Below are 16,222 nucleotides of genomic sequence, written 5' to 3'. Positions count from 1 at the left end.
CTCGTGAGTCCGAACTTCGCCATTGCGTTCCGCTTCATCGTTTCCCGCAAGCGCTCCATGATCATGAGCCTCGCGGGCATCGTCTTTGGCGTCGGTTTTTTCATCGTCACGCAGGCGCAAACCAGCGGCTTTGAAAAGTTCTACATCGACACCATCATCGGCGCCGACAGCCCCATCCGCATTGAAGACCGTTTTCAGGATATCGGCCTGGCGATCAACGCCGCCGATGAGTCCGGCCAGACCAGTGACTTCATCACCGAAACCGATCCGAATCGTAAATACATCCACGGCATTGAATACCCCAACAAACTGCGTGAAGCAGTCGAAGCGTTTGACGATGTAACCGCCGTTTCTGAAGTCCTGCGCGGCGAAACACGCGCCCTCAGCAAAACCGCCGAGCAGACCGCGCGCGTGCACGGCATCCGCCTCAAAGACCACATCCAGGTAACCGATCTCGACAGCCAAATGCTCCGCGGCAGCCTGGACGACTTTGCCTTCAACCCCAGTTCTGTGCTCTTGGGCAAGAAGTTTGCCGAACGCATGCACGTGGATGTCGGCGACTACATCCTCTTTGAATACGCGGGTGACACGCGACGTTATAAGGTCGCCGGCATTTTTGAAACCGGCATCGAGCAGATCGACAAACGACGCGTTTACATGCACATCGGCGAAACCCGTGCTCTACTCAAAAAGCCCTTTGGCGAGGCCTTCTTCCAAATCGCCGTGCGTGATCCCGGCAACGCTGTGCGCGTCGCCTCGCGGTTAGAAAGCGCCCTCCACCACAACGTGATACCCTGGCAAGAGCGCGAGAAATCCTGGCTGCAAGTTTTCTCGGTGCTACGCGTATCGTCGGCCATCACCGTTTCCACGATCATCCTGATCTCCGGCCTCGGCATGTTCAACACGCTCGCCATGCTCGTCATGGAGAAAACGCGCGAGATCGCCATTCTACGCTCCATCGGCTACACCCGCAGAGACATCTCCCGCATCTTCCTTTGGCAAGGCTTCCTTGTGCTCATCGCGGGCACAGTATGCGGCTGGATTTTTGGCGCCGTGGTAACTCTTGGCATTTCCAAGCTGCCCATCCGAATTCGCGGTATTTTCACGGCCGATTCGTTCATGGTTAACTGGGACCTCAACCACTATATTTGGGCCGCCGTTGTGGCGTCGGTCACCGTGATGGTCGCCAGCTACATTCCCGCCCGTCGCGCCGCCGCGCTCGAACCCGGCAGTATCATTCGCGGAACCAGCATGTAAGCCATGAGTAACGCCACGTCCAAATCCGTCCTGCGCGCCGAAGACTTGCACCGCTTCCTCGGTCAGGATGAAGCACGCGTGCATGTGCTCCGTGGCGTGAACCTGGAACTCAAGGAGGCCACCACGTATTCGGTTGTCGGGCAATCAGGCTGCGGCAAGAGCACCATGCTTTACCTGCTCGGCTTACTCGACCGTCAAGACAAGGGTAAGATCTGGATTCGCGACGAACTGATGTCTGACGCGTCCGACGCCGAGCGCACCGCCGCCCGCAGTCGCCACATTGGGTTCGTCTTCCAGTTCCACTTTTTGCTGCCGGAATTCAGTGCTGCCGAAAACGTCATACTGCCCATGCGCAAACTCGGCGTGCGATCGCCCGACGAGATGCGTCAGCATGCAGAATACCTGCTCGGCCTCGTCGGCTTACAGGAGAAAGTCGACCGCCTGGCCACCCACCTTTCCGGCGGTGAACAGCAGCGCGTTGCTATCGCCCGTTCGCTTGCCAACGACCCTGCTCTGCTGCTGGCCGACGAACCAACCGGCAACCTCGACCACAAGAATTCCGACATGGTCTTTGACCTCCTCCAACGCCTGAGCAAGGAGACCGGCCAAGCCATCCTGATGGTCACCCATAATACAGAGCTCGCCACCAAAACCGACCAATGCCTGCGCATGCAGGACGGCCAGTTTATTAATTAGAGAACAGGCGCTTCGGCGCTCTACATCGAAGAGGACTCTGCCAAGGGGACCGGCTCCAAATCCATCGAACGCAGCAGCTTCATAGCGGCATACAGACCTTCTTCTTCGGAAAAAACAGAACCAACAGCCAGTACGCAATATATCTCATTCAGGTTCCCCAAGCGCTTAACCGAAGCCAATGGCATCGTGAAGCCGTCACCTGCATCTGCATCCAAAGTGGTCACTCCTAGTGGGATTTCGCGATCCGGCGCATCGACATAGATTTTCACATTATGCAAAAGCTCTCCATGAACGCTGCCGCTATGACCTATGGCCTCTAGCAGTTCAATTTGCTGCTCTCGTCCGAGCGTACTCAAGTGATTGGCCACCGCGCGCGAATGCATTTCCGAAATGCGCCGCGCCCCTGGCCTCGTGGAGAACGAGCTTGGCGTCAAGACTAGCACTTCATATCCATTGAACATAATAATCTTATAGGGCGAGTGACCAGCGCCATAGATTTTGTCTGACATCTTATCGGCCAAATCGATCTGCATTGTCCGCACGTCTGTCGCAGAATCGTAAACTTGATACCCTTCGGGAATTTCGAAGGCAAATCCTTCAAAACCGACGCCCTTGCCGATCACCGTATTTTCACGGACTTCGTATCCACCTTCGGTGCTTTCGCAGCCCCACAAGGCGAGTAATAACGGAATAATAACAAGCAACTTCTTCATATTGGCCTTCACCAAAACGTCCCATATTTTAAACGCAACAAGTTTTGTCGCTTTTCCACAAGAATTTTCAGTTATTATGACCGATCATATGCAACATTAAACGCGAGCCCCGAAGTGACATGCCACCAAAACCGCAGCTTCCTATTTCGCGTCACAAAAGCCACGGCGGACTCGACCTTCGGATCGCAGTTAAACTCGCAGCCTAATTTTTCCAGACTCACGCTGGACGACTCTGCCGAGTCGTGCTTGGTTGCCAATATGCACACCAATGCCCAAGCGCTCGATGAAGTCATCCGCCAACGCCGCACTCTCAAGATGCTGGCCGCAGAACCGCTGCCCGCCTCCACGCAACGCGAGGTCATCAATGAAGTCATCGCCGCCGGCGCCTGGGCACCTTTTCACAAGCCAAGCTCCAGCACACACCGCGGTGAGTTGAACTCATTTGTGCCCTGGCGCGCCTACGCACTCGACGCCGCAGCCTGCCGTCGCCTACGCGAAAAGCTAATCGAAGTCGGCGACACCACGAAAATCGTGCAAATGCTAGCCGCCGCCGAAGCGCTGATCCAAGTCACTTGGCTGCCAAATCCGGCCAAGAGCGAAACCGATGCTCTCTTTGAGCCGACGCTGGAAAACATGGAGCACCTCGCCGCCGCATCGGCCGCCGTCCAAAATATGCTCCTAACCGCCACAGCCCGCGGATTTGAAAACTACTGGAGCAGCGGCGGTGCCTTACGCGAAAAACTCGTGTTTGACTGGATGGGTATACCGGCCACCGAAATCCTCTTGGGCGGTATTTTCCTTTTCCCCGCCGAAACCGACAACGTCGAAACCGCCGAAGGCAAGCTTCGCCATAAACGCGGCGACGTGGAAACTTGGGCCAAGTGGATTAGCTAACTCGCCGGATCACGATCCAGCTCCCGGCGATGCGTTTCCGGCAGCAGGCTGATGGCCAGCGTCGATAGCGCCGACAGAACGATCAGGTAATACGCCGGCTCCAGCGGATTCTTCGTCTCTTCGATGAGCCAGGTGGCGACCATAGGCGTCGTGCCGCCAAAAATCGCCAGCGTAATGTTGTAGGCGAGCGACACGGCACTACAGCGGTAGGCTTGACGCGTGTTCTCCACCATCACCGCCGTACTTGCGCCCAAAGTGGCACCGATCAACACTGCGAAGCCCAGTTGCCCCAAAAACACGAACCACGCCGTTTCGTGCTGAATCAACTTGAAGAGCGGAAAGGTCAACAGCAGACAACCAATCGATGAGATCAGGAGTACCGGCTTGCGACCAATCTGGTCACTGACCCACGCCCAACCGAGCGAGCAAAAGAGCAAAGCAAGCATGGAGATGGAATTAATTTCCAGAGCCATGCCCTCGGCCATGCCAAACTCCGTGTGCAGGTAACTCGTCAGGTAGATGAACATCATGTAGAAGCCCGCGCTGCCGAGCAGAAACATCCCCATAATTTTCAACATTGCCGGCCATTCAGTCTTTACCGCCATCCACAGTGGCAGACGACTAGGCCCTGATTTCACGGGCTGCGCCTTCAAGCTGCACCGAAAAAATGCGCCCACGAGCATGATGCTCACCCCCGACAAAAACGGAATGCGCCAGCCCCAGCTCGCCACCTGCTCGGGCGTCAGGACATCGTTGATCACTGCGCCCGTCAGCGAACCAGCAAGCATGCCAATAATCGCGCCCACAAAAGCCCACACGCCAACCGAGCCCCGTCTGTTAGGCGCGGCGTTTTCAACGAGGTAAATAATGGAGCCGGTAAACTCCCCGCCCACGGAAAAGCCCTGCACCATCCGCAAGAGCGTCAGTAAGATCGGCGCGGCCACGCCAATGCTGTGGTAGCTCGGCAACGCGCCCAAGCCGAAGGTGGAAAGGCCCATGAGGATTACCGACCAGCGCAGCACGACCTCTCGCCCCTTCCGGTCGCCCAGATGGCCGAAGAACGCCGCCCCAATCGGCCGCACCAGAAAGCCCGAGGCAAAGACGCCAAATGCCGCCAACAGCGACAGCGTCTTATCGTCGTCTGGAAAAAACTGCTGCCCAATCACCGACGCGAAAAAACCGTAGGCGGCAAAGTCGAACCATTCGAGCACATTGCCGACCGCGCCAGCGATGATGTGCGTGCGTTGATGATGAGGAGATGGCGTTCCCACGCGACATACACCATCCAAACAAACTCGGCATGGCAAGCCCACAGCCGTGGCAATGTATTGACTTCATTAAACTTGAATAATGGCCATGTAATAATAAGGATTCTTTTAACGAGTAATGGACGATAAATTGGAAGTGCAATCAGAGACGAATTCGAATCGAGGTTGCATATGGTGCGCTGTTGGAATTGTCCCTTCCGCGATGATCGTACTGTTAATGTCTCCTCCAATGCGATTCGGAATGGCTCAATATATTCTGGGCGCAGGATTCCTCTACTCTGCCTCTATTGCATTGGCGATGTTAGGAGATATCATCAATAAAAGTCGTTACATTACAATTGGAGCTATCTTCATTTGGACGGCTCCTTTGATACTTTTCTCAATCTGCTTTTTATCGAGTTACCTCTGGCAGCATCGTTAATCTAGCCCCAAAATTCTTTCCCCACTACTAGCTCTCAAGAAGTTTCCGAAAACTAATCCTACTCCATGGATTGGCGCATGCGTCACTCATTCCACCACCAAATGTTGGTAAAAACAGAGAGCTCAAATACCACCGCCGCTCAGTAAAATTATTGTAAATAACCTTCAGGCTCTACTACGTAGGGTTTTCTACTTAAATAAGAAAGCACTTGGCTCGATAATTGCAGGATGCGGCCCGCTTATCACCTACTTATGGATACAGACGGTCTGAATATTGCCTGGATACTCGTCACAGCCGCAATGGTTATGACTATGCAGGTAGGTTTCTGCTTGCTGGAATCTGGGTTGGTGCGGGCCAAAAACAGCATCAACGTCGCCATCAAGAATATGGCAGACTTCTGCGTATCAGCAGCAGTATTTTGGCTTACAGGCTTTGGGTTGATGTTTGGCGCTGGCCCACTCGCAGGCTTTGTTGGATTGACGGATTTCTTTTTTAATCCGGAACATGAACCCTACCTGTTGGCATTTTTTGTTTTCCAGCTGGTGTTCTGCGGAACAGCAATCACAATTATATCCGGGGCGGTCGCAGAGAGAATTCGCTTCAGCGCCTACCTGATGGTGGCAGTATTTGTTTCCGGATTGATCTATCCCTTAATTGGCCACTGGGCTTGGGCTAGCGATGCGAATGGCCCCGTTGGGTGGCTGGGACGAATCGGCTTCCTCGACTTCGCAGGCTCGACGGTAGTTCACTCTGTCGGAGGATGGGTCGCCTTTGCCGGCGTGCTGATTATTGGTCCGCGCCTGGGACAATTCGAGCCGAACCAACCCAAGATCCAGGGACATAATTTAACGTTGGCTTCCGCTGGCACCCTAATCTTGTGGTTTGGGTGGATCGGTTTTAATGGCGGCAGCACGCTGGCACTCAACGAGCGCGTGCCATCCATCATCGCCAATACGATTATCGCCGGTGGTTTTGGCGGTCTGGCGGCTATGGTTGTCGGCTACGCCCGCTACGGCATGCCGAAAACCTGGGCCATCATGAACGGCATCATTGGCGGTCTGGTGGGCATCACCGCCTGCTGTAATGTCGTCAGCCTACCCTCGGCAGCACTGATCGGCACTCTGTCCGGCGTGATCTGTTTCCTGGGCATGCAGTGGTTTGAAAAGCTGAAGATCGATGACGCCGTCGGCGCTGTGCCCGCCCACGCCTTCTGCGGCGCCTTTGGCACCTTGTCCGTTGCGCTGTTTGGTGAGCCTGAGGCTTGGGGCACTGGCTTGAGTCGCTTCGAACAACTCGGCGTGCAATCCCTGGGCATCCTCACCTGCCTGGGTTGGACCTTTGGTGCCTCTATTATCTTCTTCTACACCTTGCGCAAAATCGGTAAGCTACGTGTGACGCCCGAGCAGGAGCGAGCAGGCCTCAATGTTTCCGAACACGGTGCCAGCACCGAGCTTGTTGACCTGATTACCGAGATGGATCGACAGCGCCACGCAGGTAGCTTTGATCATCAGGTCCATGTAGAGCCTCACACCGAAGTTGGGCAAATCGCCACCGAGTACAACCGCGTCATTGCCAAGGTCGAAGAAGAATTCTGCCGCCGTGGCGAGGCGATCATTGCCGCCCAATCTGCGCGGAAAGAAGCCGAGCGCGCCAACCAAGTGAAAAATGAATTTCTGGCCAACATGAGCCATGAGTTGCGCACGCCGCTAGGCATCATCACGGGTTACACCGAACTCGTACAGGAAGAGCTGCGCGACAACGGAATTGATGGATATGGTCAAGACCTACAAACCATTGCCGACGCCAGCAACCATCTGTTACACCTCATCAATGGCGTACTCGATATTTCCAAAATCGAATCTGGCCGACTAGAAATCCATCTGGAGCCTATTGACATCGTCGATCTGATCAATCGGCTTTCCCAAACCGTTAAACCACTTCTGCGCGAAAACAGCAACGAACTGACACTCATCCTGCCCAGTGACTTGGGCATCCTCGTGACGGACGAGATCAAGCTCCAGCAATGTCTGCTCAACCTGATTTCCAACGCCACGAAGTTTACGGAAAAAGGCGAGATCCGCGTGAGTCTCATTCGAAAGCTATCTCCCAGCGGCCGCCCGCTTTTTATCTTCGAAGTCAATGACACAGGCATTGGGATGACACCCGCGCAAATGGATAATATTTTCGAGGCATTTACCCAAGCAGACAGCTCCACCACCCGCAAATACGGCGGCACCGGACTCGGCTTGGCGATTACCCGAAGTTTCTGTCGCTTAATGGGTGGCGAAATTTCGGTTGTCTCAGAGCCTGGTGTGGGATCCACCTTCACCATCACACTCCCGGCTGACTTGGGCCCCACGGAACAACCCGTTCCTGCCGAGCAACTGCAAATCAATTCAGTCCAGCGGTGAAGAGCCCGCCACATATTCTCATCGTAGAGGATAACCCTAACCTCTGCGATATGCTTCACCGCAGGCTCAAACGACGCGGTTTCCAAGCATCCTGCGCCAATGACGGACAGTCTGCTCTGGATCTTGCAATATCCAGCAAGCCTGACCTTATCCTTCTCGACATGAGTCTCCCAGTCATGGACGGCTGGACTGTGGCCACCGCTCTCCGCAAAACCCTCGCCACTAGCGACATTCCAATCATCGCCATCACCGCTCACGCCATGCGTGGCGACCGTAAACGCGCCCTGGCTGCCGGCTGCCACGATTTCCAAACCAAACCCATCGACTTCGAAGAGCTTCTGGTAAAAATCAGCCGATTATTGTCCGACACCGATGAGCTGAGGCAATAGCTAGCGTGGGTTCAGCCATGTCCATGCGCAACGAGAAAGAAGTTCCGACGATCTCATTTTCGATTGGACAAAACAAATACCCTCTCTCCAAGACTGGTGGACCATTACAACGCCTGCTCTAGCAAATAGGCGCAATAGCCTCGCACTTCAGCAAACGCATGTGAAAACTGTCTATATTTGAATGGGCGATGTATAGGCCAAAAAATGCCGCCCATATTCAGGCGGCATCCCAGAAAGTTAAGCAGTTTGCATTCGCGCTAATTAACGATTTCGTTGAGGAATCCACCAGTCATGCTGGCATACTTTGTCTTGAGGTAAGCTTCGATGCGATTCACGGCATCCTGACCATAAATTGCCTTCACGTCGGCAAACATTTCAGCGCGTAATTTATCGCATTCTGTTTCTACCTCAGGCGGAAAGCTGCGACCTTCATAACTATCTCCGGCCAAGGCTTCGACTCGTTTGGCGATCGGCTGCAGCTCAGCCGCAATCATCGTCAGTTTCTGGGAATTCGGATAGAACGCAGCCAGATAGCCCAAAGTCTCAATAACGGGCACGCGGTAGTGGATGTTTAACGTAACGCGTTCCGGCGCAGTCCATCGATTCTCCGCAGTTTCAATACGATCCATGCGGCGACGCTCCAGAAAGCCTCCGGATGGCGCAGCAAAAAGTTGACTGGACACCACACTGAGGAGTCCCAACAAGGCGATACGGCTAGCAATTTTCATGCAATCAATACAGCCCTTGCCCAGACTGGCGTCAAGCCAGATGCCCAGCAGCGTTAAGCGTTTTTCTGAGTGTAGAAGGCGTTGATCTTCTCTGCAACGTCGCGGTAACCAATATCGTTGGAGTAGATGATCTTGTATTCTGTGATGGCCTTATCCATGTCGCCATTTTCCTCATGAGCGCGAGCCAGCGAGTAAATGACTTCCTTCTTGGTGTCGTCCATCAACGGCAGCTCTTTCTTCGCCTCTTCAAACTGAACGATCGCCATGTCGTAAATGCCCTTAGCGGCCATCGAACGACCAAGCATCATGATGGCCTTCACGCGCACCTTGGGGTTACGCGTAGCCTTCTGAAATTCTCCCATAGCCTTGTCGTAATCACCCTCTTCGTAGAGCAGATTACCCAATTCGAAACGTGCGCCGTAGTCGTTGGGATACTTCTCAACAATACGCAATGCGTTCTCGAGTTTGAACTTATGCTCTTGTGACTTGAGCTCTTCAAGTTGCGCCTGCAACTCGGCATTTTCCGGATCTGCTTCCAGCTTTTCCTCAAGCGCTTCAACTTCGCTGCGCTTGATCGAGAGATTCATATCAATCTCGAGGCGCTCAAGAGTCGGGTCACTGGCGCCAGCAGGAGTCTTACGTGCTTGGATCACGTAATCCAGAGCCTGAGCAAAGTTGCCAATGGTGCGGTAGCCGTTGATGATTTCGCGATAAAGCGTAAGGTTGTCCGGCTCATCTTGGAGGAGCTTCAAGTTCTTGGCCACGAGCTTTTCGACGGTGTCTTCGTCGTTGACGACACGAGCTTGTTGCTCGAGTTCAATCGCCTTCTCTTCGTCGGCCAGCTTGTCTCGGAAGCCACCTTCTTCTTCCCACTTACCTCGCTCCATGGACTCGGCAACGGAAGCGCGACGCACCATCTCCTGGGCGTCTTCATTGGCCGGATTGGCCTGCAAAATACGGTCGCCAAGCACAATGGCTTCCTTCGGACGCTTGGCGAGGATCAACGCATTCGCCAGCATGATCTGGTGCTCCTCGGTCTTCTCGACTTCGACCAGTTTTTCGAAAGCGAATACAGCGGTCTCAAAGAGTTCAAGACGTTCGGCGGCCTGTCCCAGCAATCGGTGCCCCAGCGGCAGACCCGGGTTGTCAGTAATAGACTTTTCCGCCTGAACGATGACTGCGAGCGGGTCCTTATCGATGCCCTTCTTAGCCTTTTGAGCAAACGGAGCACTGGTTACCTTACCCAGCAGCTTGCTCATGCCGCTCGTCTTGCCACCCTTGGATCGTTCCTGAGCTTGGCGCAGGAGCTTACGCACTTCCAAACACCCCGGATGGCGCTCCAAAATATTCATGCAAACCGTGACCACAATCGACGGATTTTTGGTCAAGTTCTTGCGTGCGCCTTCGATCTGCTTGCGCAGGCGTGGATCGAGTTGGTTGATCGATTCTTCGGTAAGGGTGTCGGTCATATGAAATAGGTAGAAAGTTCTAAAGTAAAGGTATCACCTAAGTCGTCAACTTTCAAACGGCTCACAGTGCCTAATTATTTTGTTACGTTGGCACTATCAGGGGTTTCCGGTATTTCATCCCCTGCTTCCTGCGGCACAACATCGAACTGATTGGGGGATTTCCCCACTGCTACGCCCATGTTGGACATGACTTGCACGGCATGATCATCCCAGTATTCCACCATATGCAGGTCCTTGGCGTGGGTGCATTCCACATAATCCAAGCCATTAGCGTCAAGCCAGGCGCGCACCTGGGCATAACCAGTTTCATTGTAGGCGCGCGGCGTTAACACCTTGACCTTGATGCGCTTATATTTCACCCAATCCTTGACGCGGGCTTTCATGTCGGGCACCAACGGGCCAATATCGCCTGCTAAACCCGCCTCCGAGCGCTCGGAAAGCACCCCATCGAGCCCTACTCCGAGCCAAGACTGCGTATCACGCTCATCGCGGGCGTAAACGCGATCATCGTCCTCGTTTTCTTCATCACTGTCCGCTTCTCCCTTGGTTTCATCCGGTGTTTCGGACTTGGGAGCGCGTTTAAAGAGCTGGGCGAACTTAGTGAACATTACGCCAAGGTAACAGATACACCCCCGGCGTCAACCCGGAGAAAAAAAACGGCGGACGCCATTCAGACACCCGCCGCTTCTATAAATTTAAAGGCTATATTTACTTGGCCTTGCCCTGATTGGCAACGGCGTCCATAGCAGCCTTCACGGCTTCTGGATCGCCCAGGTAGTAGAACTTGATCGTCTCGAAGTTCTCATCCAATTCGAAGACCAGCGGCATACCCGTGGGGATGTTGACGCCGATGATGTCTTCGTCCGAAACCTTGGCGAGGTGCTTGTAAAGAGCGCGGAGGCTGTTGCCGTGCGCAGCAATAACGACCGACTTGCCAGCGGCGACCTGCGGCTTGATTTCGACTTCCCAGTAAGGCAGGAAGCGCTCCACGGTGTCCTTCAGGCACTCGGTGGCGGGCTTGTCGTCCTTCGGGAGGCTGTCGTATTGGGCTTCATTGGCCGGGTGACGCTCGTCGGACTCTTCCAGAGCGGGTGGCGGAATGTCGTAGCTGCGGCGCCAGATCTTGACCTGCTCTTCGCCGTGCTTGGCGGCAGTCTCAGCCTTGTCGAGACCCTGCAGGGCACCGTAGTGGCGTTCGTTCAGGCGCCAGTGCTTGGTCACCGGGATGTAGTTGAGGCCCATTTCCTCGAGAGCGAGGTTCAGCGTGCGAATCGCGCGGGTGAGCACCGAAGTGTAGGCTACGTCAAACTTGAAGCCTTCCTTCTTGAGGACTTCGCCAGCGGCGCGTGCCTGCTTTTCGCCTTCAGCCGTCAGGTTGACGTCTTTCCAGCCGGTGAAGCGGTTTTCCAAGTTCCATTGGCTTTCGCCATGGCGCAGCAAAACAATCTTATACATGTCGTGATCTGGTTGATTGGTGATAAGGAGCGGAGACTTTGCGAACTCCCCGCGTCCAAGGCAAGAATTTGGTAGGGGAATCCCCGTCGCAACAGAAAAATTAATAAATCAGCACCATGTCATTAGCAAACATCGGCAGACGCTACAAATCGACGCCCAAGCCAAAGGAAAGCGTTACATCATTCTGCTCAGGAGTAGAACCGTTGGAACGCGCCTGAGGATTTTCCACACGATCAACCTGTAGCATCACGAAGACGTCGAAAATACTCGTTAACTCGTATTCGAGTGAGGTTACAATGTGCTGAGTAAACAGTCCCGATTGCTTATTCGTCAATACGCCCTGGTAACTTAGATTATACTCCAAGTCATCCGTGATGTCGTAATCCAGGGTAGTGGAAAATATGGCTGCCGGGCTTTGCGCAGTTTTGGATGAACCAGCGGTTACCTGATTGAACTCGGTGTATTGGTAAGCCGGCCCAGCCTGAATTTCCCAGTCGAAATCTTTACCATCAATAATCTTATAACCGACGCCAGCGCCAATAGTCAGCTGCGTGTCGAGGTTCTGAAATTTATCTCTATAGTATTCGATATCGATGACGCGAATGAACATGCGCTCGTCAAAGAAGAAGTCGAAGTTTGACCCCACGCGATGATTATTCGCCGACTCAGTGCCATCGGTCTTGGTATAATTGCCAAGGTAGCTAAAATTCAAACGCGTGCTGACGGTGCGCCGCTCAGCATCGATGCTGGCAGTGTAGCGCGTTTCGTCCGTGTTGCCCGATTGGAAATCCAAGCCCAACTTCGCCTGTAGCTCCCAGCGATCAATTTCATCGTGGTAAAGCGGGATGATCGACACCACGTCTTTTCGCGGAGCCGTCGTACCGGACTCTTCAAATGTCACCACGCCATCCACCATCGTCACCTTGCCATAGTGCACGGTTCGATTATCCAAACGCACCCCCATAGGCTGATGAAAACGAATCTGTTTAATATCGTCCCAGTCAATCGTCAGGTCATCCAACACGTCACTATCGAACTCGACCGAGTCCTCGTACATGTGGGAAAACGTGCCCTTCAGCCACTCGCCCGACTTAAGCTCAATCCAGTCGTTTTGGGTGTCATTGCGTGCGGCCGGGGGCATCCAGCCATCATTGGCGTCAGCATCGGCATCGGCCGCGTAAGTCATCACCGCAGCCCCAATGAGGCCAGCGACGAACATTCCCTTGCGAAGTAGTAATTGGTAGCGCCTTCCCACGGTTGCAGATCGAAACGCCGAAGCCCCCGGTGTCAAACGTCGATTGGGGATTTATCCCCACCGCAAGTTCTGGATTCATTTGGAGATATGGAACCCGGTATTGCCGAAATGCATATTATACGCATAGATAGAGCTAATTTACTCATCTTGCTGACGAAGGACAGTTCGCTATTAAAATTCTGCCATGATAAAATTGCTACTCACCCTCGCCTGCCTAGGCGCTCTCAACCTGAACGCCGCCACCGTCACCGGCGTGGTTGATCTCGATGAATTGCCCTCTACCAAGCGCTCCAACAACCGCTACCAACGCGGCGCTGCGGAGCAAGTCGCGCCTGCCCCCGAGCCACAGGCCGTCGTCTATTTAGATGGCGAATTCCCCCAGGCGCTGTGGGACGCCGCGCCGAAGTCCGGCGAGCTGATTCAGCGCGGCCTACAATTCGAAGTCAGCGTCATGCCGGTGACTAAAGGCGCAATGGTCGTCTTCCCCAACGAAGACGAAACCTTCCACAACGTCTTCTCCTACTCGCCGGAAAAAAGCTTCGACCTCGGTCGTTATCGCAAGGGCGAAGAGCCGGGCACCGTCGTCTTTGAAGAGCCGGGAGAGATCGCTGTGTTCTGCGAGATCCATCGCCACATGCGCTCGACTATTCTCGTGCTCGACACACCCGTATTCGCGCTGGCCGACAGCGAAGGCAAGTTCGAACTGAAAGACGTTCCCGCCGGCAACTACGAGCTCGTTGTTTGGTATGGCCCGGGCAAGACCAGCCGCCAGCCAGTTTCCATTTCCGCCGACCAGGAAAACGTCACCGTCGAACCAGTCGCGCCGGGCAAGTAATCCATGTCCAACGCCGACGCCACCCTCTCGCGCCCGCCGCTTTGGAACCGCTTCAGCTTTCGCCTGACGGTGGCCATTCTCGGCATTGTGGCGGTGGTGACGCTCGGCTTGCTGACGCTGGTTCAAGCGCATTTCAACGCCGCCTACCGCGAGTTCGTCACCGACCGTTTCAACGACCAGATCAAGGCCTTCGAAAAGCAGTTTAACCTGCGCCGTGGCACGCTGGAGCAGGACATCATCAGCGCATCGCAATACGCCGTGCGCCCGCAGGCCGCGATGATGGCAGGCACCACCGACCGCGCCTACCTCGACTTCAGCGTGGAGCTGGAATCCTCGCTACGCTCCGAGTCCGGTGCCCAGGCATTTTTCCGCTTGTTCAATGCCGACGGCGTGATGCAGCTGCCTCCGGAAATGAACGCTGGCAGTGTGAACGGCGTCCCCGAACAAACCGTGGCCGAGCTGCTCGCGCCCTGCCTCATCATGCCGCCGCCAGACGCGGACCTCGACCACTTTTTCAGCCTTGGCTACGTCAGTTTTCCGACGCCCGATGAGCCCTGCCTCTACGAAATCTTCGTGGCCCCAATATACCTCGGCGGCGAAATAATTGATAGCAATTTGGTGGGCTGGATCGCTCTCGGCCAACACCTCGACAGCGCCGTGCTCGATACCGATAGCGCCACCATCGAAAGCGGCATCTTCGCGGACGGCCATCTCTTCTCCAGCTCCATTCCTAACTCAGCCGACCCCGACATCGAGCGCATCGTTCAAAGCGTCAGCATCAAGCAGCCCGAATACCGGCTGGGCGGCGTCAACTACCTTGTCTTCCAATACAAACTCGAATCAACGGCTGGCATGCCCCGGGCCTGGCGGGTGCAGCTTTACTCGCTCGCCGCGCTGGAAGCCCTCGTCGAAAGCATTCGCCAGCTCGCACTCTGGTTCCTCGCCGCGGCGCTCCTTTTCGGCTTGGCGCTGAGTTACTTTGTATCGCAAAGCTTCGCCAGCCGTATTGAAAAACTCGTTGGCGTGATGCGACAGATCGGGCACGGCGAATTCAACGTCACCCCGCCCCCTGGCAAGGACGAGCTGGGCCAACTGTCCACCGCAATCAAAAGTGCCGCTAGTGAACTTGCGCAGAAGGAAAAAATCCACCAGGCGCTCAACATGGTCACCGACCCCGCCGTCGCCAAGGAAATGCTCGAAGGCAAAATCGAGCTTGGTGGTGAAATGCGCGAAGTCGCGACGCTCTTTTGCGACATTCGCGGCTTCACACCGCTGACCGACGGCATGGATCCGCGCGACGTGGTTGACCTCGTCAACGCGCACATGCGCGTCATGGCCGACCTCGCGCAGGACCACAACGGCGTCGTCGATAAATACGTGGGCGACGAGATCATGGTGCTCTTCGGCGCGCCCCACGCCTACGGCGATGACTGGGTCAACGCCGTGCGCTGTGGCCTCGCCATGTGCCGGATGCGCCTAGAGCTCAACGAAGGTATCGACCGCCCGATCAACATCGGCATTGGCATCGGCGCGGGCGATGTCGTGGCCGGCTACATGGGCTCCGAGCGTCGCCGCAACTACACCGTGCTGGGCGACCGCGTAAACCTCGCCGCCCGCCTCTGCTCCAAGGCCGGCCCCGGCGAAGTCATCATCGACCAAGCCATCCGCAACCGCCTCCCCGAGACCGCCGTCGTGGAGAAAATTGACAGCGTCCAGCTCAAAGGATTTAAAGACCCCGTGCCCGTTTTCAAAGTCATCTCCGTGGATTGAACGTAAGTAACCATGACCGCTACAGATCGAGTAAAATGCATTATCTGCGACCGGATGATCCTTCCTACAACAGCTCAAGTTAACGATGGTTTGTGTGCGCAATGCGTAAAAATCCCAAGGAAAGATCGAGAAACAGCCAAGGCAGTCCATGCGGAAACCAATCCATTTGATCGGGCAATCGATATGTATCGCAATCTCATTGATGCAATAGCGCAGCAAACCTCAAAGAACTACTTTGGAGCAATCTGTGATCCGGTTTTTGAAAGCGCCAGATTCTACACTTTCGATAACATTGGCGAATGCTTCGATTATGATGAAGCTCAGGAGATAGGCTCGGATGAGGTCGATTCGATCGAGCACTACTTATTAGCCGCGCAATCGGGCAACTCACTATTAAGCCCCATCACAGCAATATTGCGATCGATCAGCCCTTCATTCAACAGCCAGGGAAAAGTAATTTTCTTTGGTTCATGGGGCATGGGAACTGACGAAATTGCGTGGTTCATACGATACCTGAATAATCGGTCTACAAGTTTAAATTACATGCAGGAGAATGATCTATCAGAGATTGAAGTGGATGCCCTTAACGATGCATTCACTAAAGAATTGAATCGATAGATACCCACTAAAATAGATCCCTACCCCCTGCCAATCGACCTCC

Annotated in this window: 15 protein-coding genes; 8 read left to right on the top strand and 7 right to left on the bottom strand. The window is 54.6% G+C overall.

Annotated elements, in window-relative coordinates; translation table 11 throughout:
- The first annotated feature begins 3 nt into the window (after window positions 1-3).
- Together RBB62_RS17610 and RBB62_RS17605 are read left to right on the top strand one after the other, a co-directional pair.
- Window positions 4-1,257 carry an ABC transporter permease gene (locus RBB62_RS17610; RefSeq protein ID WP_309400487.1) on the top strand — a complete coding sequence of 418 codons (1,254 nt, stop codon included), beginning with the start codon at window positions 4-6 and terminating at the stop codon, window positions 1,255-1,257.
- Between the two features lie 3 nt (window positions 1,258-1,260).
- Entirely contained in the window at window positions 1,261-1,953 is a 693-nt protein-coding gene (locus tag RBB62_RS17605) for an ABC transporter ATP-binding protein (protein WP_309400486.1), read from the top strand.
- A gap of 20 nt (window positions 1,954-1,973) precedes the next feature.
- Here RBB62_RS17605 and RBB62_RS17600 read toward each other — a convergent pair whose 3' ends face one another.
- Window positions 1,974-2,666, bottom strand: a complete 693-nt coding sequence (locus tag RBB62_RS17600; protein ID WP_309400485.1) for a hypothetical protein — start codon at window positions 2,664-2,666, stop codon at window positions 1,974-1,976.
- A gap of 258 nt (window positions 2,667-2,924) precedes the next feature.
- Between RBB62_RS17600 and RBB62_RS17595 the strand changes: the two genes are divergently transcribed.
- On the top strand, window positions 2,925-3,560 hold the full coding sequence (locus RBB62_RS17595; protein ID WP_309400484.1) for a nitroreductase family protein: 636 nt from the start codon (window positions 2,925-2,927) through the stop codon (window positions 3,558-3,560).
- Here RBB62_RS17595 and RBB62_RS17590 read toward each other — a convergent pair.
- A complete protein-coding gene (locus RBB62_RS17590) occupies window positions 3,557-4,831 on the bottom strand; it encodes an MFS transporter (RefSeq protein ID WP_309400483.1) in 1,275 nt (424 codons plus the stop codon). The two genes, RBB62_RS17595 and RBB62_RS17590, sit on opposite strands and share 4 nt — an antisense overlap.
- 669 nt (window positions 4,832-5,500) lie before the next feature.
- On the opposite strand from RBB62_RS17590, the gene amt reads away from it, so the two are divergent.
- Entirely contained in the window at window positions 5,501-7,660 is a 2,160-nt protein-coding gene (gene amt, locus RBB62_RS17585; protein WP_309400481.1) for an ammonium transporter, read from the top strand.
- The gene (locus tag RBB62_RS17580; RefSeq protein ID WP_309400480.1) at window positions 7,657-8,049 is read left to right on the top strand and encodes a response regulator; all 393 of its coding nucleotides are present in this window, start codon (window positions 7,657-7,659) and stop codon (window positions 8,047-8,049) included. Before amt ends, RBB62_RS17580 begins: the two co-directional genes overlap by 4 nt.
- Window positions 8,050-8,306: 257 nt before the next feature.
- Here RBB62_RS17580 and RBB62_RS17575 read toward each other — a convergent pair whose 3' ends face one another.
- The 5 genes from RBB62_RS17575 to RBB62_RS17555 form a co-directional block, all read right to left on the bottom strand.
- Window positions 8,307-8,777: a hypothetical protein gene (locus tag RBB62_RS17575; protein ID WP_309400477.1), complete on the bottom strand. Its 471-nt coding sequence runs from the start codon at window positions 8,775-8,777 to the stop codon at window positions 8,307-8,309.
- Window positions 8,778-8,830: 53 nt separating this feature from the next.
- Complete coding sequence (locus RBB62_RS17570) at window positions 8,831-10,246, bottom strand: tetratricopeptide repeat protein (protein ID WP_309400476.1); 1,416 nt, start codon at window positions 10,244-10,246, stop codon at window positions 8,831-8,833.
- Window positions 10,247-10,320: 74 nt separating this feature from the next.
- The gene (locus RBB62_RS17565) at window positions 10,321-10,854 is read right to left on the bottom strand and encodes a hypothetical protein (RefSeq protein ID WP_309400475.1); all 534 of its coding nucleotides are present in this window, start codon (window positions 10,852-10,854) and stop codon (window positions 10,321-10,323) included.
- Window positions 10,855-10,954: 100 nt separating this feature from the next.
- Window positions 10,955-11,701: a 2,3-diphosphoglycerate-dependent phosphoglycerate mutase gene (gene gpmA, locus RBB62_RS17560; RefSeq protein WP_309400474.1), complete on the bottom strand. Its 747-nt coding sequence runs from the start codon at window positions 11,699-11,701 to the stop codon at window positions 10,955-10,957.
- Window positions 11,702-11,843: 142 nt separating this feature from the next.
- Window positions 11,844-12,920, bottom strand: coding sequence for a DUF481 domain-containing protein (locus RBB62_RS17555; protein ID WP_309400473.1), 1,077 nt, complete (start codon window positions 12,918-12,920; stop codon window positions 11,844-11,846).
- 220 nt (window positions 12,921-13,140) lie between these two features.
- Here RBB62_RS17555 and RBB62_RS17550 point away from each other — a divergent pair, with 220 nt between their 5' ends.
- Genes RBB62_RS17550 through RBB62_RS17540 form a run of 3 tightly spaced genes read left to right on the top strand, consistent with a single transcriptional unit; the run spans window position 13,141 to window position 16,179 of the window.
- Complete coding sequence (locus RBB62_RS17550) at window positions 13,141-13,791, top strand: hypothetical protein (RefSeq protein ID WP_309400472.1); 651 nt, start codon at window positions 13,141-13,143, stop codon at window positions 13,789-13,791.
- A gap of 3 nt (window positions 13,792-13,794) precedes the next feature.
- Entirely contained in the window at window positions 13,795-15,561 is a 1,767-nt protein-coding gene (locus RBB62_RS17545; protein ID WP_309400470.1) for an adenylate/guanylate cyclase domain-containing protein, read from the top strand.
- Window positions 15,562-15,573: 12 nt separating this feature from the next.
- Entirely contained in the window at window positions 15,574-16,179 is a 606-nt protein-coding gene (locus RBB62_RS17540) for a hypothetical protein (RefSeq protein WP_309400468.1), read from the top strand.
- Window positions 16,180-16,222 lie beyond the last annotated feature (43 nt).

It is taken from the genome of Cerasicoccus maritimus, assembly GCA_031296935.1.
In the GTDB taxonomy this organism is placed as follows: domain Bacteria; phylum Verrucomicrobiota; class Verrucomicrobiia; order Opitutales; family Cerasicoccaceae; genus Cerasicoccus; species Cerasicoccus maritimus.
This window is presented reverse-complemented; position numbering and strand designations above follow the sequence as displayed.